General features: G+C 71.7%; 20 protein-coding genes. 14 read left to right on the top strand and 6 right to left on the bottom strand.

Going from position 1 to position 21436, the window contains the following annotated elements; genetic code table 11:
* Positions 1-68 precede the first annotated feature (68 nt).
* The 9 genes from JOF43_RS09090 (at position 69) to JOF43_RS09050 (ending at position 10656) form a co-directional block, all read left to right on the top strand.
* Positions 69-629, top strand: a complete 561-nt coding sequence (locus JOF43_RS09090; protein WP_209901361.1) for a hypothetical protein — start codon at positions 69-71, stop codon at positions 627-629.
* Between the two features lie 42 nt (positions 630-671).
* Positions 672-2072 (top strand): FAD-binding oxidoreductase, encoded by a 1401-nt coding sequence (locus tag JOF43_RS09085; protein ID WP_209901359.1) that lies wholly within the window; start codon positions 672-674, stop codon positions 2070-2072.
* Positions 2073-2262: 190 nt separating this feature from the next.
* A complete protein-coding gene (locus JOF43_RS09080) occupies positions 2263-3669 on the top strand; it encodes an FAD-binding oxidoreductase (RefSeq protein WP_342592125.1) in 1407 nt (468 codons plus the stop codon).
* Positions 3669-4910 carry an aminotransferase-like domain-containing protein gene (locus tag JOF43_RS09075; RefSeq protein ID WP_209901355.1) on the top strand — a complete coding sequence of 414 codons (1242 nt, stop codon included), beginning with the start codon at positions 3669-3671 and terminating at the stop codon, positions 4908-4910. Before JOF43_RS09080 ends, JOF43_RS09075 begins: the two co-directional genes overlap by 1 nt.
* Complete coding sequence (locus JOF43_RS09070) at positions 4907-6577, top strand: ABC transporter substrate-binding protein (RefSeq protein WP_209901353.1); 1671 nt, start codon at positions 4907-4909, stop codon at positions 6575-6577. The genes JOF43_RS09075 and JOF43_RS09070 overlap by 4 nt, the downstream gene beginning before the upstream one ends.
* The gene (locus JOF43_RS09065) at positions 6574-7590 is read left to right on the top strand and encodes an ABC transporter permease (protein WP_209901352.1); all 1017 of its coding nucleotides are present in this window, start codon (positions 6574-6576) and stop codon (positions 7588-7590) included. The genes JOF43_RS09070 and JOF43_RS09065 overlap by 4 nt, the downstream gene beginning before the upstream one ends.
* Positions 7587-8447: an ABC transporter permease gene (locus JOF43_RS09060; protein WP_209901350.1), complete on the top strand. Its 861-nt coding sequence runs from the start codon at positions 7587-7589 to the stop codon at positions 8445-8447. Before JOF43_RS09065 ends, JOF43_RS09060 begins: the two co-directional genes overlap by 4 nt.
* Positions 8444-10105, top strand: coding sequence for a dipeptide ABC transporter ATP-binding protein (locus JOF43_RS09055; RefSeq protein WP_245354067.1), 1662 nt, complete (start codon positions 8444-8446; stop codon positions 10103-10105). The genes JOF43_RS09060 and JOF43_RS09055 overlap by 4 nt, the downstream gene beginning before the upstream one ends.
* Positions 10102-10656: a GNAT family N-acetyltransferase gene (locus JOF43_RS09050; RefSeq protein WP_209901348.1), complete on the top strand. Its 555-nt coding sequence runs from the start codon at positions 10102-10104 to the stop codon at positions 10654-10656. Before JOF43_RS09055 ends, JOF43_RS09050 begins: the two co-directional genes overlap by 4 nt.
* A 45-nt stretch (positions 10657-10701) precedes the next feature.
* Here JOF43_RS09050 and JOF43_RS09045 read toward each other — a convergent pair whose 3' ends face one another.
* Positions 10702-11670, bottom strand: a complete 969-nt coding sequence (locus JOF43_RS09045) for an MsnO8 family LLM class oxidoreductase (RefSeq protein ID WP_209901346.1) — start codon at positions 11668-11670, stop codon at positions 10702-10704.
* A 106-nt stretch (positions 11671-11776) separates the two neighbouring features.
* Here JOF43_RS09045 and JOF43_RS09040 point away from each other — a divergent pair, with 106 nt between their 5' ends.
* Positions 11777-12787: an LLM class flavin-dependent oxidoreductase gene (locus tag JOF43_RS09040; protein WP_209901344.1), complete on the top strand. Its 1011-nt coding sequence runs from the start codon at positions 11777-11779 to the stop codon at positions 12785-12787.
* 30 nt (positions 12788-12817) lie between these two features.
* On the opposite strand, the gene JOF43_RS09035 is transcribed toward JOF43_RS09040, so the two are convergent.
* On the bottom strand, positions 12818-13633 hold the full coding sequence (locus JOF43_RS09035) for an endonuclease/exonuclease/phosphatase family protein (protein ID WP_209901343.1): 816 nt from the start codon (positions 13631-13633) through the stop codon (positions 12818-12820).
* Positions 13634-13741: 108 nt separating this feature from the next.
* Between JOF43_RS09035 and JOF43_RS09030 the strand changes: the two genes are divergently transcribed.
* From JOF43_RS09030 to JOF43_RS09015, 4 genes are read left to right on the top strand one after another with little or no spacing between them, the layout of a single operon-like run.
* The gene (locus JOF43_RS09030) at positions 13742-14581 is read left to right on the top strand and encodes an SAM hydrolase/SAM-dependent halogenase family protein (protein WP_209901341.1); all 840 of its coding nucleotides are present in this window, start codon (positions 13742-13744) and stop codon (positions 14579-14581) included.
* Between the two features lie 28 nt (positions 14582-14609).
* Complete coding sequence (locus tag JOF43_RS09025) at positions 14610-15164, top strand: ECF-type riboflavin transporter substrate-binding protein (protein WP_209901340.1); 555 nt, start codon at positions 14610-14612, stop codon at positions 15162-15164.
* Positions 15161-16930 (top strand): ABC transporter ATP-binding protein, encoded by a 1770-nt coding sequence (locus tag JOF43_RS09020; protein WP_209901338.1) that lies wholly within the window; start codon positions 15161-15163, stop codon positions 16928-16930. Before JOF43_RS09025 ends, JOF43_RS09020 begins: the two co-directional genes overlap by 4 nt.
* Positions 16927-17757: an energy-coupling factor transporter transmembrane component T family protein gene (locus JOF43_RS09015; RefSeq protein ID WP_209901336.1), complete on the top strand. Its 831-nt coding sequence runs from the start codon at positions 16927-16929 to the stop codon at positions 17755-17757. Before JOF43_RS09020 ends, JOF43_RS09015 begins: the two co-directional genes overlap by 4 nt.
* Positions 17758-17776: 19 nt before the next feature.
* Here JOF43_RS09015 and JOF43_RS09010 read toward each other — a convergent pair whose 3' ends face one another.
* The 4 genes from JOF43_RS09010 to JOF43_RS08995 are packed head-to-tail and all read right to left on the bottom strand — an operon-like array spanning position 17777 to position 21332.
* Positions 17777-18235 (bottom strand): SRPBCC family protein, encoded by a 459-nt coding sequence (locus JOF43_RS09010; protein WP_209901334.1) that lies wholly within the window; start codon positions 18233-18235, stop codon positions 17777-17779.
* A gap of 60 nt (positions 18236-18295) precedes the next feature.
* On the bottom strand, positions 18296-19624 hold the full coding sequence (locus JOF43_RS09005; RefSeq protein ID WP_209901332.1) for a TRAP transporter large permease: 1329 nt from the start codon (positions 19622-19624) through the stop codon (positions 18296-18298).
* Positions 19625-19626: 2 nt separating this feature from the next.
* Positions 19627-20232: a TRAP transporter small permease gene (locus JOF43_RS09000; protein ID WP_209901330.1), complete on the bottom strand. Its 606-nt coding sequence runs from the start codon at positions 20230-20232 to the stop codon at positions 19627-19629.
* Positions 20229-21332 (bottom strand): TRAP transporter substrate-binding protein, encoded by a 1104-nt coding sequence (locus JOF43_RS08995; RefSeq protein ID WP_342592123.1) that lies wholly within the window; start codon positions 21330-21332, stop codon positions 20229-20231. The genes JOF43_RS09000 and JOF43_RS08995 overlap by 4 nt, the downstream gene beginning before the upstream one ends.
* Between the last annotated feature and the right edge of the window lie 104 nt (positions 21333-21436).

The raw sequence follows: 21436 nt of genomic DNA, 5'->3' as shown, positions 1-21436 counted from the left end.
CGAGGGATCCGCCTACGATGAGGGTCAGCCGCCCGATGAAGGGCGGCACCGGCCGAGCAGGGGGACCCATGAGCCAGATACCGCACGAGATGCAGGACCCGCCCGAGAACCGGCCGCCGGTGATCGCCGGTGAGCTGGTCGCCCAGGGGGCAGCGGACCCCGGGACGCGCAGCTACGATCCGTTCGCCGGGCGAACCGGCCCGCAGCACCCGCAGGCCGCTCCCCTGCAGCCGTACGGCCCGCCGCCCGGTGGGCCCGGCGCCGGGCCGGTGCCCGTGTATCTCACCCCGGAGAAGAGCGTGGGCGTGGCCTTCGTGCTCACCTTCTTCTTCGGACCGTTCGGGATGTTCTACTCGACCGTCGCCGGAGCCCTGGTCATGCTAGGGACCGGCCTCGGCGTTAGCCTGCTGGCGGGAGTGGTCGTCGGGCTGATCACCCTGATGACCCTCGGCCTCGGGGCGCTCCTGGTGGGACTGGCACCACTGGTCGGGCTCCCGATCTGGATCACGAGCATCATCTGGGGCTGCCTCGCCGCTTCGCGACACAATGAACGCGTCCGCGCGCAGCATGCGCAGTTCGCGCAGAACGCGCAGTACGCCGCCGGTGGGTACGGCCCTACCGGGTACTGATCCGTCCCGAGCGGACGTGACCCGCAGGCACCAGGAGCACCCGTGACCAGCACCGATCCCTCCGACGCCACTCCCGCAGCCGACGACCTCGCCGCCCGGTTGCGCAGGGAGCTCGGGCCGGAGGCCGTGCCCACCGTGCACGAGGCGCGCTACCGCGGGGATCGGGCGGTGCCCGGGGCCGCCGACCTGCGATTCGTGCTGGTCCTGCCCCGGGACGTGGCCGGAGTGCAGACCGCCCTGCGCGTGGCGCACGAGACGGGCACGCCCGTGGTACCGCGCGGCGGCGGCTCGGGCCCCTCCGGTGGCGCGACGGCCGTGGCGGGCGGGATCGTGCTGGGATTGGAGCACCTGAGCGCGATCCGCGAGATCGACCCGCTCGACGAGGTCGCGGTCGTCGGGGCCGGCGCCCTCACGGCCGATCTCTCGGCGGCCCTGGCCCCGCACGGCTTCTTCTACGCCCCGGACCCGGCCAGCGCCACGCTGTCGACGATCGGTGGCAACATCGCCACCAACGCCGGCGGTCTGCACTGCGCGAAGTACGGCGTGACCCGCGAGTCGGTGCTCGGTCTGGAAGCCGTGCTGGCCGATGGCACCCTGCTGCGCACCGGCCACCGCTCGATCAAGGGCGTGACCGGCCTCGACCTCACCCAGCTGCTGATCGGCTCCGAGGGCACCCTCGCCATCATCGTGGCCGCCACCGTGCGGATCCGTCCGCTCCCGGTGGCCCGTCGCACGGTGCTGGCCCGCTTCACCAGCTCCGTCGGCGCTGCCGCGGGGGTCGGAGCGATCACCCGCAGCCCCGTCCGCCCGGCCGCCACCGAGCTGATCGACGCCGGCGCCCTCGCCGACATCGAGGCGCACACCGGTGCCACGATGGCCGACGGTGACGGCGCCGTGCTGCTGCTCGAGCTCGACGGTTACGGCGTCGACGAGCAGACGGCGGATCTCCTCGACGTCCTGACCGGCGCGGGCGGGAGCGTGACGGTGATCGAGGACGAGGCCGAGGCCGAGCGCCTGTGGGAGCTGCGCCGCACCAGCCGCGCCGCCGGCGCCGGCAGGGCCCGCCTGGGCGAGGACGTGGCGGTGCCGAAGTCCCACCTGGCAGAGCTGCTGACCGAGCTGGAGGCGATCGGCCGCCGGCACGGCGTGCGCACCTCGGCCGTCGCCCACGCCGGCGATGGCAACCTCCACCCCGCGTTCTCGCTGCCCGGAGTCCCGGAGGATCCCGCCGGGCAGCTGCCGGCCCCGATCCTCGACGCGGCCGACGAGCTGGTCCGGGCGGCCCTCGAGCTCGGAGGGACCATCAGCGGCGAGCACGGCATCGGCACCGCCAAGCAGCAGTGGCTCGACCTCGAGCTCTCCCCGGCCTCCCGGGGCCTGCAGCGCCGGCTGAAGGATGCCTTCGATCCGCAGCACCTGCTCAATCCCGGCAAGGCGCTGTGACTCGGCTCTGCCGGGGTCGAGCTCTTCGGCGGCGCTGAGCCTCGTCGGCACGTCGTGCCGGTCCGCGGGTGCTCTTCCGCACAGCCGAGCCGATGCTTGTGAATTCTTATGTCCTTCACTACTTGCTCTTATGGCCGGTGTGGTCGCACGATGGGCGCGGACCACCACACGGCACGACCCAGGAGCACGCGTGACCAGTACTCTCCCCTCCCCTGATCTCACGTCGGCGCGCGAGGACCTCGCGACCGCCCTGCGCGCTGAACTCGGCGACGACGCTGTGTTCACCGACCCCGCGGGTCGGTACGTCGGCGACCGTGCGGTCCGCGCGGCTCCCGACACCCGCTTCCTGCTGGTCCTGCCCCACGACGTCGCCGGGGTGCAGGCCGCGGTGCGCCTGGCGCACGAGACGGGCACGCCCGTGGTGCCCCGTGGTGCCGGCTCCGGCCTGTCCGGCGGCGCGGTCCCCACCGACGGGGCGATCGTGCTGGGACTGGAGCGACTCACCGCGATCCGCGAGATCGACCCGCTCGACGAGGTCGCGGTCGTCGAGGCCGGCGTCATCACCGCCGAACTCTCCGATGCCCTGGCCCCGCACGGTTTCTTCTACGCCCCGGACCCGGCCAGCGCCACGCTGTCGACGGTCGGCGGCAACATCGCCACCAACGCCGGCGGTCTGCACTGCGCGAAGTACGGCGTGACCCGCGAGTCGGTGCTCGGTCTGGAAGCCGTGCTGGCCGATGGCACCCTGCTGCGCACCGGCCACCGCTCGATCAAGGGCGTGACCGGCCTCGACCTCACCCAGCTGCTGATCGGCTCCGAGGGCACCCTCGCCATCATCGTGGCAGCCACCGTGCGGATCCGCCCTCTGCCCGTCGCCCGTCGCACGGTGCTGGCCCGCTTCACCAGCTCCGCCGGCGCTGCCGCGGGGGTCGGAGCGATCACCCGCAGCCCCGTCCGCCCGGCCGCCACCGAGCTGATCGACGGCGGCACCCTTGCCGATATCGACGCCAACTCCGGCTCCGCTCTGGCCCGCGGCGAGGACGCCATCGTGCTGATCGAGCTCGACGGCTACGGCATCGAGGAGCAGACCGCCGACCTCACCGTCGCGCTGGAGGCCGCCGGCGGGTCCGTGCGCGTGATCGAGGACGAGGCCGAGGCCGAGCACCTGTGGGAGCTGCGCCGCTCGGGTCGCGGCACCGGGGCGGGCGGGCACCGGCTCGGCGAGGACATCGCCGTGCCGAAGTCGCAGTTCGCGGCGATCCTCGACCAGCTCGCCGAGATCGGTGAGCGTCACGGCGTCGAGACGTCCGCTCTCGCCCATGCGGGCGACGGGAACCTCCACCCGCTGCTCGCCCTCGCGCGCGAGGAGGGCGAGGACCCGGGCTCTCCCAGACCGCCGGTGCTTCTCGCGGCCGCCGACGACCTCGTCCGTGCCGCACTCGACCTGGGCGGCACGATCAGCGGCGAGCACGGCATCGGTACCGCCAAGCGTGGCTGGCTCGACCTCGAGCTGTCCAGGGACTCGCGGAACCTGCAGCGCCGCGTGAAGGACGCCTTCGACCCCCAGCACCTGCTCAACCCCGGGAAGGCTCTGTGATGACCGCGACCTCCCTCGATCCCTCCCTGCTCGCCGACGGCCTGCTCTCCCCTCTCGCCGCCCGGGAGGACCGTTCGCGGGGCTTCGGCAGAGGCGGGCAGACACTGCCCGGGGCAGTGCCCCTGTACGGCGGGGCCCCGAGCCCCGACCTGCTGCCCCTGACGGCGATCGGTCGCGCTTCCGCCGACCTCGCCGCCGACCCGTCGGCCCTCGCCGCTTCCCTCCAGTACTCGGTGCCCACCGGTATCGGGGAGCTGCGCTCCTGGATCGCCCGCCGGGAAGGGGTCGCGCCCGAGCGGGTGCTCATCACCAATGGTGCCTTCCACGGGCTGTCGCTGCTGTTCGACGCACTGCTGGACCGCGGGGACCAGATCGCCGTCGAGGACCCCACCTACCCGCTGATCTTCCGCGACCTCCAGCACCATGAGCCCGAGGTCCTGCCGCTGACCCTCACCGCGGACGGTTTCGACCTCGAGGCCCTGCAGGCACGGCTCGAGGCCGGTGCCCGCCCGAAGTTCCTGTACACGGTGCCCGATTTCCACAATCCGACCGGCTTCGTCACCCCCGCAGAGCAGCGCGCGCGGATCGTGGAACTCGCCGAGCACTACGGCTTCGTGATCGTCTCCGACAACGCCTACCACTCCCTCGGGTTCGAGGGCGTCGAGGTGCCCGCCGACTATCCGACCGACAGCGAGCTCGTCGTGCACGTGCGCACCTTCTCCAAGACCCTCGGGCCCGGGCTGCGGCTCGGCTGGCTGGTGCTGCCGACCTGGCTCGTCGGCCCCGTCACACGGTTGCGCGCCAATCAGGACCAGCACTCCTCGGCGCTCGTCCAGGCGATCGTCGCCCGGATCGTCGGCGCCGGCGACCACGCGCCCCTGGACGGCGGCCTCGCGGCCGTCGCCGAGCGCGCCCGCACCGCCTACGCCGAGCGCTTCGACCTCGTCACCGGGATCCTCAATGCTCAGGTGCCCGGTGGCATCGCGGTCGATCACCGCACCGGCGGCATCTTCGGGTGGGTCCGGGTGCGCGACGAGCGCATCGACCTCGCCGCCGCGCAGCAGCTCGCCCGGGCCCGCTACGGCACCGATGCGGTGCTGGGCCGCTTCTTCTTCCGCGATCGTCCCGAGGACGACCGCGCCAGGGTGCGGATCGGCATCAGCCACCTCGCCCCCGAGCAGCTGCGCAGCGGTGCCGAGCGGCTGGCCGCCTCTCTCGCCGATCCGGAGGCCCGTCGATGAGTCGACCCGGCTCCGGCCGATCCGTCGCCCGTCCGGCCCCCACCCGTCGCCACCTGCTGCAGGCGCTCGGCGCCGGCTCCCTGGGGCTGGCCGCTCTGCCCCTGGCGGGCTGCGCGCTGGAGGGCGCGAGCGCCGAGAGCACGGACGAGGACGAGCTCACCTTCCTCATCTCCAACCTCGACGGCGGCTGGGTGCCCTCCAAGAGCGCCATCTCCAGCTACGAGGCCAACGTCTGGCAGCAGCTGACGGACAAGCTCGTCCACACGGATCCCGAGGGGACGGTGACCCCCTGGATCGCGAGCTCCTGGGAACAGAACGAGGACTCCACCGAGTTCCTGCTGCATCTGCGGGACGGCGTGACCTTCTCCGACGGCACCCCGGTGGACGCCGAGGCGGTCGTCGCGAACCTGCAGTCCTGGGCACTGGGACGACCCGAGGAGGGGATCGCCCGCGTCGGCCTGTTCCCCGGCGGCACCTACGACGGGGCGGAAGCCGCAGGCCGGCTTAGCGTCCGGGTCTCCTTCACGGCACCGACCCTGTCGTTCCTGCCCACCCTCGGCTATCACGGGTGCCTGCTGCTGTCCCCGGCCAGCATCGCGGCCTCCCTCGAAGAGCAGTCGGACCTCGCCGTGCAGATCGGTTCCGGGCCGTTCGTGCTGGACACCTGGGCGGCGAGCGACCACGTGCGCCTGGTGCGTCGAGAGGACTACGACTGGGCACCCGAGGTGCTCGGCGCGAGCGGGCCGGCAGGGCTCGCGGCGATCACCTTCACCGTGCTGCCGGACGACTCCCTGCGGGCCTCCGCCGCCCGCGCCCGCCAGACCGACCTCTCCTACAACGTGAACCCGCAGGTGCTGGACTCCTTCACCGATGCCGGGTTCACCCTCGAGGTGCCCCGCTACCTGGGGTTCGTCCACGGCTACAGCCTGCGCACGAACGTGGCACCCTTCGATGACGTGCGCGTGCGCCGGGCCGTCACCCGCGGGATCGACCGCGCCGAGATCCTGCGCACCGTGTTCACCGATGCCTGGGAGCCCGCGACCAGCTGGCTGCAGACCGGGGTGCCGGAGACCACGGATCTCACCGAGCTGTTCTCCTACGACCCAGACCTCGCGTCCCGTCTGCTCGACGAGGCCGGATGGACCGCACGCACCGCGGACGGGTTCCGCGCCAAGGATGGGGTGGAGCTCGGCTTCACCCTCTATCCCACGCCGTATCTCACCGGCTCGGTGCCCGAGGCGGAGCTGATCTCCCAGCACCTGAAGCGGATCGGCATCCGGGTGAGCACGCAGAAGCTCGACATCCCCACCTGGACCGAGCGCGTGACCAACGACCCCACCCAGGGCGTCGCGGAGGTCACCCGCAGCTTCGTGGACGTCGGGACCGTCGCAGGGGTCATTACCGGAGAGGGTGAGGACTGGTTCGCGGTCGGCTCCTCCGATCCGGTGCTCGAGGACCTCCGCGACGGGGTCGCCGGTGCCGCGTCCCGCGCCGAGCGCGCCGGGCTGGTGGAGGACCTCTCGCGGCACGTGCTCGAGCAGGCGTACTTCATCCCGCTGGAGCAGAACGTGCAGCGCATCTACGTCCAGTCCCCCCAGCTGCGGGACATCTCGTTCAATGCGGTCGCGATCCCCTCCTACCACGCCACCACGAAGGAGGCCGCGTGAGCGCCGCCGTCACCGCCCCCGTCGCCTCGAACTCCGGCGCAGCCTCCCGCTCCGCTTCCACCGCCCGCCGCTACGGGACCTTCGCCGCTCGCCGCACGGGCCAGGCCCTGGTGGTGATCGTGCTGTGCTACGTGCTGGTGTTCCTGGTGCTCGCCGCGATCCCCGGCGACCCGATCTCCGCCCAGCTGGACAATCCTGAGGCCGGCTACAGCGATGCCGAGAAGGCGCAGATCCGCTCCTTCTACGGCCTCGACCGGCCCGTGCTCCTCCAGTTGCTGATCTCTCTGGGCAATGCGCTGCAGGGCCGGCTGGGCATCTCCCTGTCCACCTCGCAGGCGGTGACCGAGATGATCACCACCGCGATCCCCTCCACCCTGGCGCTCGCCGCGACCGCTCTCGTGCTCGCCGTGCTCCTGGCCGCGCTGCTGGGTCTGCTCTCCCAGCGTCTGCCGCAGGGGCGGCTGAACTCGCTGGTGCGCTCGCTGCCCACCCTGTTCCTGTCCACCCCGAACTTCCTCATCGGACTGGTGCTGATCCAGGTGCTCGCGGTGCAGCTCGGAGCGTTCTCCCTGGTGGACTCCGAGAGCGTCGGCTCCACGCTCGTCGCCTCGCTGACGCTCGCGATCCCGGTCTCCGCGCAGATCGCCCAGGTGTTCATCACCGCGCTGGACGAGTCCGCCGGGCAGGACTACGCGGAGGTGGCACTGGCCCGCGGCCTGCCGCCTACGCAGGTGGTGCTGCGACATCTGCTGCGCCCGTCCCTGCTGCCCACGGTGACCGTCGTCGGTCTCGTGATCGGCGAGGTGCTAGGCGGCTCGCTCATCACCGAGACGATCTTCGGCCGGGCCGGCATCGGCACCCTGGTGCAGAAGGCCGTGGCCGCCCAGGACGTCCCGGTGCTGCTGGTCACCGTGGTGCTCTCGGCCGCCGTGTTCGTGGTGGTGAATCTCGTGATCGATCTGCTGTACCCGCTCCTGGACCCGCGCCTGCGCGGCGCGGAGGCGGCACGATGACCGCCGCCGTCCTCACCCCCGGCCTGCGAGCCCGCGCGCGCGACCGCACGGCGGCGCGGAGCCGGCCGCCGGTCGGCGTCCTGCTCTCCGCGGTCGTCCTGGTGGTGGTGCTTGCCTGGTCGTGCGTACCGGGCCTGTTCACCTCCCACGACCCGGCGATCGGGATCCCGGCTGACAAGTTCACCGCTCCCGGCGGCCGGTACTGGCTGGGCAGCGATCATCTGGGTCGGGACCTGCTGACCCGCATCATCCACGGCTCCGCCTCCTCGATGACCAGCGCTCTGATCGCGGTCGCGATCGGTGTGCTCGTGGGCGGCCTGCTCGGTCTCCTCGGCGGCTATCTGGGCGGATGGGTCGATGCGGTGATCGGCCGGCTGGTCGACGTGCTGCTCGCGATCCCCGGCTTCCTGCTGGCCGTGGTAGTGGTGACGGCACTGGGCTACGACACCCGCAATGCGGCGATCGCGACCGGCGTCTCCGCAGTCGCCGTGTTCGCCCGGCTCATGCGCTCCGAGGTGCTGCGCGTGCGCACCAGCGTGTTCATCGAGGCGGCGCGGGTGAGCGGTGGCTCCGCCGCGTACGTGCTGCTGCGCCACGTGCTGCCCAATGCGCTGCGCCCCGTGCTGTCGCTGGCGATCCTGCAGTTCGGCATCGCGATCCTCGTGATCGCCGGACTCGCGTTCCTGGGCTACGGCGATCCGCCGCCCGCCTCCGACTGGGGTCTGCTCGTCTCCGACGGCCGCGAGCACCTCCTGCACGCCCCGTGGCTCGTGATCGCCCCGGGTCTGGTCATCGCCGTCGTCGTGCTGTCCGTCAGCCGCATCAGCCGCTGGCTCGATCAGGGGAGGAACAGTTGAGCACCCTCGAGAACACCGCGCAGTCCGTGCGCTCCACCGCACCCACCGCACCCCTGCTGCAGGTCAGCGACCTCAGCGTCGCCTACGGCCAGAAGGAGGTGGTCCACGGGGTGTCCTTCGCCGTGGGCGCCGGGAAGGCCCTGGCGCTGATCGGTGAGTCAGGGTCGGGCAAGTCGACCATCGCCCGCGCCGTGCTGCGTCTGCTGGGATCACGACGCGCTCGGGTGAGCGGCTCCCTGACCGTGCAGGGACGTGAGGTGACCGGGCTGCGGGAATCGGAGTTCCGGCCGTTGCGCGGTCGGGTGCTCGGCTTCGTGCCGCAGGACCCGGGATCCTCCCTGAACCCGGTGCGCAGCATCGGCGCCCAAGCCTTCGAGGCCGCCGCCCTGGTGCCGGGCGCCCGCTCCCGGGCCGACCGCGAGGCACTCGTCCGCGGCGCCTTCGAGCGGGTGGGGCTGCCGGATCCGCAGCGCGTCATCGGGTCCTTCCCCCACCAGCTCTCCGGCGGTCAGCTGCAGCGGGTGCTCATCGCGCTCGCGATCCTGCCCGGGCCGCGCCTGCTGGTGACCGATGAGCCCACCAGCGCCCTCGACGTGACCGTGCAGAAGCAGATCCTCGATCTGCTCGACTCGCTGCGCCGCGAGCTGGGCATCGGGGTCCTCCTGATCACGCACGACCTGGCGATCGCCGCCCAGCGGGCCGACGAGGTGGTGGTCCTCCAGGACGGCCGCATCCAGGAGGCGGGGCCCACGCAGGAGGTGTTCTCCCACCCGGGTGCCGAGTACACGCGCGCCCTGCAGGCCGACGTCCCGGGCCTGAACCCGGAGCGTTTCGCCGCGCTGCGGGCCGAGCGCGATGCGCGTCACCGGCTCGAGGACGCCCCGGTGCGCGTCGAGCTCGAGCGTGTCTCGCGCACCTTCCGCGGCCGCGACCACGAGGTGCAGGCACTGCGAGAGGTGTCCTTCACGATCCCGCGCGGGCGCACCCACGCGCTGGTGGGCGAGTCCGGGTCCGGGAAGTCCACGGCCGCTCGCGCGCTGCTGGGCCTGGAGACGATCGATGCGGGCACCCTGCGGGTGGACGGCCGTGAGATCCGCCCCGATGACCGTCAGCAGCTGCGGGAGGTGCGTCGGCACCTGCAGATCGTCTACCAGAACCCCTTCACCTCCCTGGATCCGCGCTTCACCGTCGGCCGGATCGTGCGCGAACCGCTCGACCTGTACCGCGTGGGCCGGCGCGGCGAGCGCGAGGAGCGGGTCGCCTGGGCGCTGGATGCGGTGCGCCTGCCGCAGGAGCTGCGCTCCCGTCGGCCCGGAGCGCTCTCCGGCGGGCAGCGTCAGCGGGTCGCGATCGCCCGGGCCCTCGCCCTGCGACCCGACGTGCTGGTGCTCGATGAGCCCACCAGCGCGCTGGACGTGACGGTCCAGGCGAGCATCCTCGAGGTGCTCGCCACCTTGCAGCGCGACCTGGGCCTCACCCATCTGTTCATCTCCCACGACCTCGGGGTGGTGCGGCAGTTCGCCGACACCCTCACGGTGCTGCGCGGCGGCGAGGTGGTCGAGTCCGGAACGGTCACGGAGGTCTTCACGGCCCCGCGCGAGGAGTACACACGGCGGCTCATCGCCTCGGTGCCCTCCCGGGTGGAGGCGGGGTCATGACCGCGACCGATGCGCAGGGCCCAGCCGCGGCCACGAGACACGCGCTGCCCGACGGGCGCCCCCTGCGCTGGGAGCGGACGGACTGGGACGAGGCGCGCGCTGCGTCATTGCGGGCGGCGATGGACGCCGAGATCGGCCCCCGCTACGCGGCCCTGCGCGGGGACTCCCCGCGACCCGCGCCTCCTACTCGCGAGGACGTCGCGGTGGTGCTGCTGGCGGTGGTGGACGGGGAGGTCGCGGCGACCGGCACCCTGCGTCGCCTCCCGGAGCGCTGGGAGGTCAAGCGACTGTTCATCGGGGCGAACCACCGCCGGTCGGGGCTCGCGAGCGCCGTGCTCGCCCGACTCGAGGACGAGGCCCGCGAGCGCGACGCGGCGGAGCTGTTCCTGCAGACCGGCAATCGCCAGCCCGAGGCGATCGCCCTGTACGAGCGCCAGGGATGGCATCGCGTCGAGGTTTTCGCGCCCTACGATCCGGCCGACGGCATCAGCGTGTGCTTCCGCAAGGAGCTCAACGTGGCCCTCCCCGTGGCCGGAGGGCAAGCCCTCTGATGCCATGGGTCGGCGGCGATCGTCCGGTTCCACTCGTCCCCTGCCTCACCCCAGCAGCGCCGAGACCCGGTGATCGGACTCGGCGAGGGCCTCGCGATCGGTGGTGGAACCGGAGACCAGCAGCTCGTCGGCGCCGGTGCGCTCCAGGAGCCGGCCGACCCGTTCGGTGATGGTGCGCTCGCTGCCCGCCCACATGTTCTCGAGGCCGTGCTCGAGGCGGGAGCGTTCGCGGTCGCCGATGTCACGAGCACGGATCCCGGCGACGTCCTCGAGCGGTGGGAACTCTCCGGTCTCGCGGGAGCGGACGATCGCCCATACCTCCGGCAGAGCGAGCTCGCGCGCCTCGGCGTCGGTGTCGGCGACCAGGACGTCTGCCGAGAGCACGACCGTCGGCGCGCTGCCGCGATGTGGGCGGAAGGCGCGACGATACGCGGCAAGACGGTCCTCGATCTCGTCGGAGAGCAGGACGGGCCCGCCGACCACGACGGGCAGCCCGAGCGCCGCGGCAGTGTCCAGGCCGCTGCCGGTCGCGAGCACGAACAGCGGCACCTCGCCCGCATCGCCCGGGCGCGCGGTGAGCGCCGCCGTGCCCTCGAGGTGCTCGCGGACCGCCGTGATCTCCTCGGCGAACTCCTCGGGTGTCGTGCGGCGGCGGCCGAGGGCCTCGCGCACCGGGGCGGTGAAGCCGAGTGAGCGTCCCAGGCCCAGGTCGATGCGGCCGGGGTACAGCGCCTCGAGCATGCGGAACTGCTCGGCGACCACGAGCGGCCGGTGATTGGGGAGCATCACGCCCCCGGAGCCGAGGCGGATCCGGGCGGTGCGGGCACCGATCGCGCTCAGCAGCACCGCCGGGGAGCCGCTCGCGATGCCCGGCACGGCGTGGTGCTCGGCCACCCAGAACCGGTGGTATCCCTGCTGCTCGGCGGCGATCGCCCGCAGGACGGAGTGCTCCAGGGCCGCTGACTCGGCCTGGCCCCGACGCGTGCGGGAGCGGTCGAGCAGGGAGAGCCTCATGCCGTGATCAACGCGGGCACCCCACGTGATCTTCCCTGTTGCGAGGTCGACAACGTCTCATCCTCGGCGCGACCCGCGAGCGCTCCGCGCCGATAGCCTGACGACCATGAGCGCACCGCACGTCCCCCTGTCGATCCTGGATCTCGTCTCCATCTCTGAAGGCATGTCCACCTCCGAGGCGATCACCGCCTCCATGGAAGGGGCGCAGGTCGCCGACCGCCTCGGGTACGAGCGGTACTGGTTCGCCGAGCACCACAACACCAACTCCCTCGCCTCGAGCGCCACCTCGCTGCTGATCGATCGCGCGGCCTCGATGACCGAGCGGATCCGCGTCGGCTCCGGCGGGATCATGCTGCCCAACCACTCCCCGCTCGCGGTCATCGAGCAGTTCGGCACCCTGGTGCAGTTCCACGGTGACCGCATCGACCTGGGTCTGGGCCGCGCCCCGGGCACCGACCAGCTCACCGCGCAGCTGCTGGCCCGCACCTCGGCGGAGCCGCAGGCCTTCGTCGCCGCGGTCGAGCAGATGCGGGACTGGTCGCGCGAGGAGTCCGCCGGCTCCCTGCCCATCACCGCCGAGGTCGCCCGAGGCACCGAGGTGCCGATGTGGATCCTGGGCTCGACCGCCAACGGGGCGCGGCTGGCCGCGCAGCTGGGGCTGCCCTTCTCCGTGGCGTCCCACTTCGCACCGTTCCAGTACCTGCAGGCGCTCGACGTCTACCGCGCGAACTTCGACCCGAGTGCCGCCTCCGCCCAGATCGCGGAGCCCCGCACCATGGTCGGGGTGAACCTGGTGGTCGCCGAGACCGACGAGGAGGCCCAGCGTCACTTCTCCACGCTCCAGCAGATGTTCCTGGGAGTCGTCACCGGGCAGCGGCAGAAGATCCAGCCGCCGACGCCGATCGAGGACGTCGCTCCCGATCACCTGCTGCAGCAGGTCGACCAGACGCTCTCGATCAAGGCCGTCGGCTCCCCCACCACGGTGGTGCGCCAGCTCGAGGAGATCGTGGCCGCCACCGGCGCCGACGAACTGATCCTCACCGCCTACTACTACGATCCGGCCGACCGTCTGAAGGGGCTCGAGCTGCTGGCCGAGGCCTGGGGCCTGGACGACTGATCACCTCCGCCCGCGACAGGTAAGCGATCGTCAGCGCGTCGTGACGACGGCTGCGACGGTGGCGTGATCGCTCGCGACCCGGCCCTCGAGCTCCGGGACGGACGCGGAGTAGGACTCGACGGTGACGTCGCGGGCGAGGATCCAGTCGATCCGCTCCCCGCCGACCACCGGCGCCCGGTAGTCCGGGAAGGTGCCGATGTCCTCGCCCTCCTGGGACACGGCGACGTCGTGCGCATCCTCGAACCCGGCGTCGCGCAGCACGCGCCAGGGGGCGCTGTCTCCGCCGGCGGCGTTGAAATCTCCCATCAGCACCACGGGTGCCCCGTCGGCCGCCTCCCTCAGGCGCTGGGCGATGATCATGGCGCCGCGCTCCCGCGCCCGGGGCCCGGCATGATCGAGGTGGGTGACCGCGAGGACCAGCTCGCCACCGCCGCGGCGGTCCCGCACCCGGGCCCACACCGCGATCCGTGGGCAGTGGCCGTCCCAGCCCACCGAACCCATCAGCGCCGGCTGCTCGGAGAGCCAGAACTGGTCCCAGTCGAGCACCTCGAACCGGTCCCGACGCAGGAACAGCAGGTTGTGCTCCCCGCGACCGCCGCCGTCCCGCCCGATGCCGAGCCGCAGATGGGTCGCCGCGAGGGCCCCGTCGAGCACCGGGACCTGGGAGGGAAGGACCTCCTGGGTGCCCACCACGTCCGCGTCGGCGGCGCGCAGCAGCTCCACCAGCACCGGGGCGCGGTCGCCCCAGTGATCGCTCTCGCCCGGCGAGGTCTCGGGCCGGTGCTGGCGGATGTTCTGCGTGAGCAGTCGAAGGGCGGTCGACGGTCGGTCCTGGGTTCTCGTCATGTCCCCATCCTGTCGCACGGCTCACGGGCGTGACGCTCCGTGACGCAGGATGACATCGTGAGTCGGGGGTCACGGGCGCTCCGGCGCCGTTCGGCGCATACTGCCCCCATGAGTGCTCTGGTCCTGCAGTCCGACTTCGGGCTCGACGACGGCGCGGTCAGCGCGATGTACGGCGTCGCCGTCGGCGTCGACCCCGCCCTGCGTCTCCACGACGTCACCCACAACATCCCGCCCTACGACATCTGGGAGGGCTCCTACCGCCTCGCTCAGGTGCTGCGGTACTGGCCCGAGGGCACCGTGTTCGTCTCCGTGGTCGACCCCGGCGTCGGCTCCTCCCGCCTGTCCGTGGTCGCGCGCACCGCCACCGGCCACTACGTCGTCACGCCCGACAACGGGACGCTGACCCATCTCGAGGACATCTTCGGGATCACCGCGCTGCGGGAGATCGACGAGACCCGCAACCGGCGCCCGGGCTCCGAGGAGTCCTACACCTTCCACGGCCGCGACATCTACGCCTTCACCGGCGCCCGACTCGCCTCCGGCGTCACCGCCTTCGAGGACGTCGGCCGCGAGCTCGACCTCGCACGGATGGAGCGGCTGCCGATCACGGCCCCGGCGCGATCGGAGGAGGCGGTGGTCGGCACCATCGACACCCTCGACGTGCGCTACGGCTCGCTGTGGACCTCCATCCCCCGCACCCTCTTCGCCGAGCTGTCGGTCGCGCCCGGCGCCCGGGTGACCGTGCGCGTCCATCACCACGACACCGTCGTCCACGCCGCGCAGGTCACCTACGCGCGCAGCTTCGCCGCCGTCGAGATCGGCGAGCCGCTGCTGTACGTGAACTCGCTGGATCGGATGGCCATCGCCATCAACCGCGGCCACTACGCTCGCGCGTTCTCCCTGGGCACCGGCGCCTCCTGGCGCGTGACCCTCGAGCCCGTGCGCTGACCTGTCCCTCCCCATGCCCGGAGATCCCATGACCCGCACCCATTCCCCCGTCACCCAGGTGGTCGCCATCGGCATCGGCGCGGCCCTGTTCTTCGTGCTCGGCCGCTTCGCCGCGATCCCGACGCCGATCCCCAACACCTCGATCAACATCCAGTACGCAATCCTCGCCGTGTTCGCCGTGCTCTACGGCCCGCTCGTCGGCGCCCTGGCCGGATTCATCGGGCACCTCCTCATCGACGTCACCGGATACGGCATCTGGCTCAGCTGGGAGCTGGCCTCCGGCGTGTTCGGCCTGGTCGTCGGGGTCCTCCTGGTGAGGCACGCGATCGCCGACGGTGAGTTCGGCCGGTCGGTCGCCGCCCGCTTCTGCCTCGCGGTCGTCGTCGCCCACGCCCTCGCCTGGCTGCTCGTCGCGCCGCTCGGGGACGTGCTGATGTACTCCGAGCCCGCGAGCAAGGTGTGGGCCCAGGGCTCGCTCGCCTTCCTCTCCAACACGATCACCGCCTGCGTCCTCGGGGTCGTGATCCTGTCGGTCTACGCCCGTACCCGGACCAGGACCGGGTCGCTGAGCCACGACCTGTGACGGCCCCCCACTCCCGCACGGTCGGTGTCGAGGAGCCGCTGATCGAGCTGGCCGGGTACTCCTTCCAGTACCGGGCGCAGTCCGAGCCGACTCTGCACGACATCGACCTCACGATCCGTCGCGGGGAGAAGATCGCGCTCGTCGGTGCCTCCGGCTCCGGAAAGTCGACGCTGATCAGCGTGCTGAACGGTCTGATCCCCCACCACCATCGCGGTTCCTCGACCGGCACCGTGCGCGTGGGCAGGAGGGATCCTTCCCAGGTGCCGCTGGTGGAGACCGCGGCCGTGGTCGGCACCGTGCTGCAGGACAGCAACAGCCAGTTCGTGGGTCTCTCGGTCGCCGAGGACATCGCCTTCAGCCTCGAGAACCAGCAGGTCCCCCACGACGAGATGCCCGCGAGGATCGCGCGCGCCGCCGAGCTCGCCGGGATCCCCGACCGCCTCGGCGATGCCCCGCAGGACCTCTCCGGCGGCCAGAAGCAGCGCGTCGCGCTCGCCGGCGTGCTGGTGGATGACGTCGAGGTGCTGCTGCTGGACGAGCCGCTGGCGAACCTGGACCCGGCGACCGGTCGGGCCGCGGTGGAGCTGATCGACACGCTGCACCGCGATCACGGCCGGACCGTGATCCTGGTCGAGCATCGCCTGGAGGATGTGCTGCATCGTGACGTCGACCGGATCGTGCTGATGGACGCCGGGCGCATCGTCGCCGATGCCGCCCCCGAGGAGGTCCTCGCCTCGGGCCTTCTGGAGGCGCATGGCATCCGCCCGCCGCTGCACGTGGCCGCCCTGCGATACGCGGGCGCGCCCGTCACCGCCGCGCAGCGTCCGCAGCGCAGCGAGGACATCGAGTTGACCGCGGAGCAGATCGAGGCGGTGCGCGACTGGGTCGCTGCCGGCTCCGCAGGCCGGGACGGGACGGCCGGGGAGGGTTCCGACGCGGCTGCGCTGGATCTCCATCGCGTGCGCTGCGAGCTGCCCGTCGGCCCCGGTCGCTCCCGGGCCGCGCTGGAGGGGGTCACCGCCTCCGTCTCCCGTGGGGAGATGCTCGGCGTGCTCGGCTCCAACGGTGCCGGCAAGTCCACCCTCGCCCGCGTGATCTGCGGCTTCGAGCAGCTCACCGGCGGCGAGGTGCTGATCGGCGGGATCGACGCGGACGGCTGGAGCCTCGCCGCACGCGGGGAGCGGGTCGGCTTCGTGCTGCAGGAACCCGGCCAGCTGCTCTCGCGGCCGCACGTCACCGAGGAGATCGCCCTGGGCCTGCGCGCCCGCGGGTTCGACGAGGACGAGATCGCCCGGCGCACCACCACCGTGCTGACGGCCTGTGGCCTGTCGCCGTTCCGCTCCTGGCCGGTCTCTGCCCTGAGCCACGGCCAGAAGAAGCGCCTGAGCATCGCCGCGGTGCTCGCCCTCGAACCCGAGATGCTGATCCTCGACGAGCCCACCGCCGGGCAGGACTTCGCGCACTACTCCGAGTTCATGGGCTTCCTGCGCTCCCTGCACACCGCCGGCACCACGATCGTGCTCATCACCCACGACATGCACCTCGCCCTCGAGCACACCGACCGGGTGCTGGTGCTCTCCGAGGGCCGCCTGCTGGCCGACGAGGACCCCGCCGCCGTGCTCACCGATCCCGAGCTCACCGCCCGCGCCGACCTCGTGACCACCGGGTTGCACGGGCTCGCCCGGCGCTGCGGGATCGCTGATCCTCGCGCCCTCGTGCACCGCTTCGTGGAGGCCGACCGAGCTGCCCGGGAGGGGACCGCATGAGCAGCCCGGTGCTCGGGTACATCGACCGTCCCGGCCCGCTCCATGCCCTCTCGGGGGTCTCGAAGCTCGCCCTGTCCCTCGGCGTCGTGCTCGGCGCGATGATCGGCTTCGACGTGCGCTTCCTGGCGGTGGTCTCCGTCGGCTCGATCGTGCTGTGGGCGCTGTCGCGGGTACGGGTGCGGGACCTCGCCGTCGTGCTGTGGCTGATCGTGGTGTTCGTGGCGCTGAACAACATCGGGATCTTCCTGTTCGGCCCCGGCTACGGCACCGAGCTGTTCGGCACCCGCCACCTGCTGCTGGACGGTCCGTGGCGCTGGGACGTCACCGCCGAGCAGCTGTTCTACCAGCTCGCCGTGACGCTGAAGTACGTCGCGGTGCTGCCCGCGGTGCTGCTGTTCGTGGCCACCACCCGGCCCCCGGAGTTCGCCTCCTCCCTGGCCCGGATCGGCGTGCCCTACCGGTTCGCCTACGCCGTCTCCCTGGCCCTGCGATACATCCCGGACGTGCAACGGGAGTTCCGCACCATCTCCCAGGCCCAGCAGGCTCGCGGCCTGGACACCACCGCCGGAGCGGGGCTGCGCACCCGGCTGCGGAACCTGACCTCGGTGCTGATGCCCCTGCTGCTGGGCACCTTCGACCGCATCGAGTCGGTCTCCGCCGCGATGGAGCTGCGCGGTTTCGGGCGTGGACGTGGCCGCACCTGGCTCGTGCGCACGCCGCTGCGGACCCCCGACTTAATCGTGATCGCCCTGGCCGCGGTGCTGGTGGCGGCCCCGATCGTGCTGCTGGTCGTCAACGGTGGACGGTTCTGGAACCCGTTCGGCTGACCCGGGGAGGCCTCGGGGCTCAGCGGCTCTCGAACAGCGCGCGCAGCGCCTCGAGCGTGGCCGGGATGCCGATCCGCGCGGCCTCCCGGCGCTGAGCGAGCTCCTCCTCGGCCCGCTCGCCGTAGCGCTCCGCGAAGACCTCGGCGATCATCGGCGTGGTGCGGGTGTACTCCGTGAGCTCGGTACCTCCGGGGACGGCGCGCAGGCGGAACCCCCATTCGACGCGGCCCGGGCCCACGGACCAGGCGAAGTGCTCAGCGGGGACGTCGGCGACCACCTCGGAGGTCGTGCTCCACTCCCGCTCGGGCGTGCGGTTGTACCCGGTGAAGCGGGCGCCCGGCCCCCGCGCCGAGGAGTCCCAGCGGCAGCGGTGGCACTGAGGGCTCCACTCCCCCGTGCGCGTCACATCGCTGACCACGGAGTACACCGTCTCGGGCGGGGCGGGGACGACGAGGGATTCCTGCAGCGTGTAGGTCATGACCCCATTCTGCGCCGTCCGGACCGCATGAGCTCTCTGCGGTCCACCGCCCCGAGGCGGTCACTCGCCCGACATGCCCAGGAGGTTCGGGATGAACATCGAGATCTGCGGGACGAACACGATCAGCAGCAGTCCGATCACGAGCGGCAGGTAGAACGGCAGCAGCTGCCGGATCACCGGCTCCACCTTCATCCTGCCCACCCTCGCCCCGACGAACAGGATCACGCCGACCGGCGGGGTGATCGTGCCCAGGCACAGGTTGAAGGTGATCATCAGACCGAAGTGGATCGGGTCGACGCCCAGCTCCAGAGCCACCGGGAGGAAGATCGGGGTGAAGATCAAGATGGCGGGCGTGGGGTCCATGAACATGCCGACGACCAGCAGCGCCAGCATCATCATCAGCAGCACGACCACCGGGGAGCTCGAGACGCCGAGCAGCGCCTGCGCGATGAACTGCGGGATGGTCGCGTACGCCAGCACCCAGCCGAGCACCGAGGACACGGCGATCAGCAGCAGCACGACCGCCGTGGTCCGCGTCGCCGACAGGATCACCGCCGGCAGCTTCTTCACGGTCAGCTCCCGGTAGATCAGCCCCAGCACCAGCGAGTAGACGACGGCGATGACCGCGGACTCGGTGGCGGTGAAGAACCCGGCCACCAGACCGCCGATGACGATCACCATCATGAAAACCGCCGGCACCGCACGGAGCAGGGTGCGCACGGCGAGGGCAGGGGTCAGGCCCGTCTGCGCGCCGCCGGCGTCCTTCCCCACCAGCTCCGGACGCCGCTTCGCGGCCACCCACACCATGGCGATGCAGGCGAGCATCCACACGAGGCCGGGGCCGTAGCCCGCCGCGAAGAGTGTCGCCACCGAGGTCGAGGACACCAGGGAGTACACGATGAGGGTGTTCGACGGGGGGATCAGCATGCCCGAGGGGGCGGAGGCGACGTTCACCGCGGCGGCGAAGGCCGGGTCGTACCCCTCCTTCCGCTGGCGCCGCTCGAGGATGCCGCCGACGGCTGCGGCCGAGGCGACGGCCGCCCCGGAGACGGAGCCGAACATGGCGTTGGCGACCACGTTGGTCTGGGCGAGGGAGCCGGGCATCCTGCCCACGAGCACCTTGGCGGCGTCGATCAGACGGCCGGCGACGCCGCCGGAGTTCATCAGCTGCCCCGCGAGGACGAAGAACGGTATGGCCAGCAGTGCGAAGGAGTTCGCGCCGGTGAACATGCGCTGGGCGGAGACGAACACCGCCGGTTCGATGCCGATCACGGCGATCAGCGCCACCACCGAGGGCAGTCCGATCGCGATCGCGACCGGGGCACCGATGGCGATGAGGACGAGGACGCCGATGATCAGGATGATTCCGGCCAGAACTGCGGGATCCACGGTCAGCGCTCCTTCGGGTCGTCGGTCGGGACGGGCGGTGCGCTGTGCGGACCCGCTTCCGAGCCCGTGGCGGCGGCCGCGGCGGCCAGCCCCGCATTCTCCGCGGCCTCGTCGTCGGTCCGCTCGAGCGGGACCAGCTCGTCACCACGCAGCGCGAGGACGAGGTCCTCCAGGGCGAGGAAGGCGATCATCACCCCGGCGACCGGCAGCGCGAGGTACATGTGGCCGACGGTGAAGGGGAACCCGGGGATCTCCTGCCCCCACGCCATCGACATGCCACGCACACCGCCCCACACCATCACCAACAGCGAGAAGCCCAGCGTGCCGATCTGCACCAGCACGATCAGCACCTGGCGCAGCGTGCCGGGCGCACGGGAGGCCAGCAGCTCGACCGCGATGTGGCCGCGCTCGCCGAACACGAGCGTCGCGGAGAACAGTCCGAGCCAGACGAACATGTACTGCGCCGTGACGGTGGTCCACGCGCTCGGAGCGCCCAGGACCTGACGGGTGAACACCTGCCACACGACGACCAGCACCAGCACCGAGAACAGCACGATGCACAGCAGCTTGAGCAGGGACAGCAGCCCCCGACGCCATCGCATCATCATCGCCCGCTCCCTTCGTCGCCGACGGCGCGGATCGCGTCGTACAGCGCGATGTCCCGTGGATCCTCGAGGATCGAGACGCCGGTCTCCTCGATGATCGGCGCGAAGACCTCGGGATCGGGCCGCGAGATCGCGACCCCCTGCTCCGTCATCTGCTGGACCGCCTCGTCGGTCTCCCGCTTCCAGATCTCCACGAACTCGCTCTGGGTCTCGTTCCAGGCATCCTTCAGCAGCCGGGCGTCCTGCTCGCTCATCTCCTCGAGGAGATCGGTGCTCGCCAGGAGGAAGTCGAAGCCGACGAGATGGTTGGTCATCGTGAAGTGCTTGGCGACCTCGTAATGGCGCTGGGTCACGTACGAGATCTCGTTGTTCTCCGCGCCGTCGAGGACCCCGGCCTGCAGCGCGGTGTAGACCTCGCTGTACGCCAGCGGCGTGGGGACGCCGCCGAGGTTCTCGATCAGACGGAGGAAGACCTCGGACTCCTGGACCCGGATCTTCAGACCCGCGAGGTCCTCGGGGGAAGCGATCGGGCCCTGGGCCGTGTACAGATGGCGGCTGCCCTGGGTGTATCCCCCGAGAACGGTCAGCCGCATCTGCGGTTCCAGCGAGGCGAACAGCTCGCCGACGATGGAGTCGTCGAGCATGACGCGATTCTGGTGGTCGATGTCGTCGAAGACACCGGGGAGATTCATCGGCAGGAAGCGCGCGGAGGAGTTCTCGATCTGGGTGCCCGAGATGACGGCCAGGTCGATCGCTCCGTCCGAGACCAGCTGGACGGTCTCCTGCTGGTCGCCGAGGGAGTTGTTCGCGTACACGCGTGCGCCGTAGCGGCCGTCGGTGGCCTCCGCGAGGCGCTCGCCGAAGGAGACCAGCGAGCCGTAGCTGGGGTGGGACTCGGTCTGGCCGAGTGAGATCGACAGCACGCGGTCGACTCCGGTGACGGCACCTTCCGTCGAGGCGCATCCACCGAGCACGGCGGCGGCGATGCCGGCGGCGGGGAGCGCAGTGAGCAGATCACGCCTGCCGATGCCCCTCCTCGCGGCCGCGCGGGGGCCGACGGCGGGATCGAGGACCCCTGGTCGACGGGACCGAGACGTTCGCACTGCATTCCTCCTCGAATGGAATGTTCCCGCGGGTTCTCCTGCACGAGGAGGCGCCACCGTGAGGGCTGTCCTCGCGAGACCGACCGGAGCGGGTCGTGGAACCT

The organism is Brachybacterium sacelli (genome assembly GCF_017876545.1).
Classification (GTDB): domain Bacteria; phylum Actinomycetota; class Actinomycetes; order Actinomycetales; family Dermabacteraceae; genus Brachybacterium; species Brachybacterium sacelli.
Note: the sequence above shows the minus strand (reverse complement) of the source record. Positions and strands in the feature narration are given on the sequence as shown.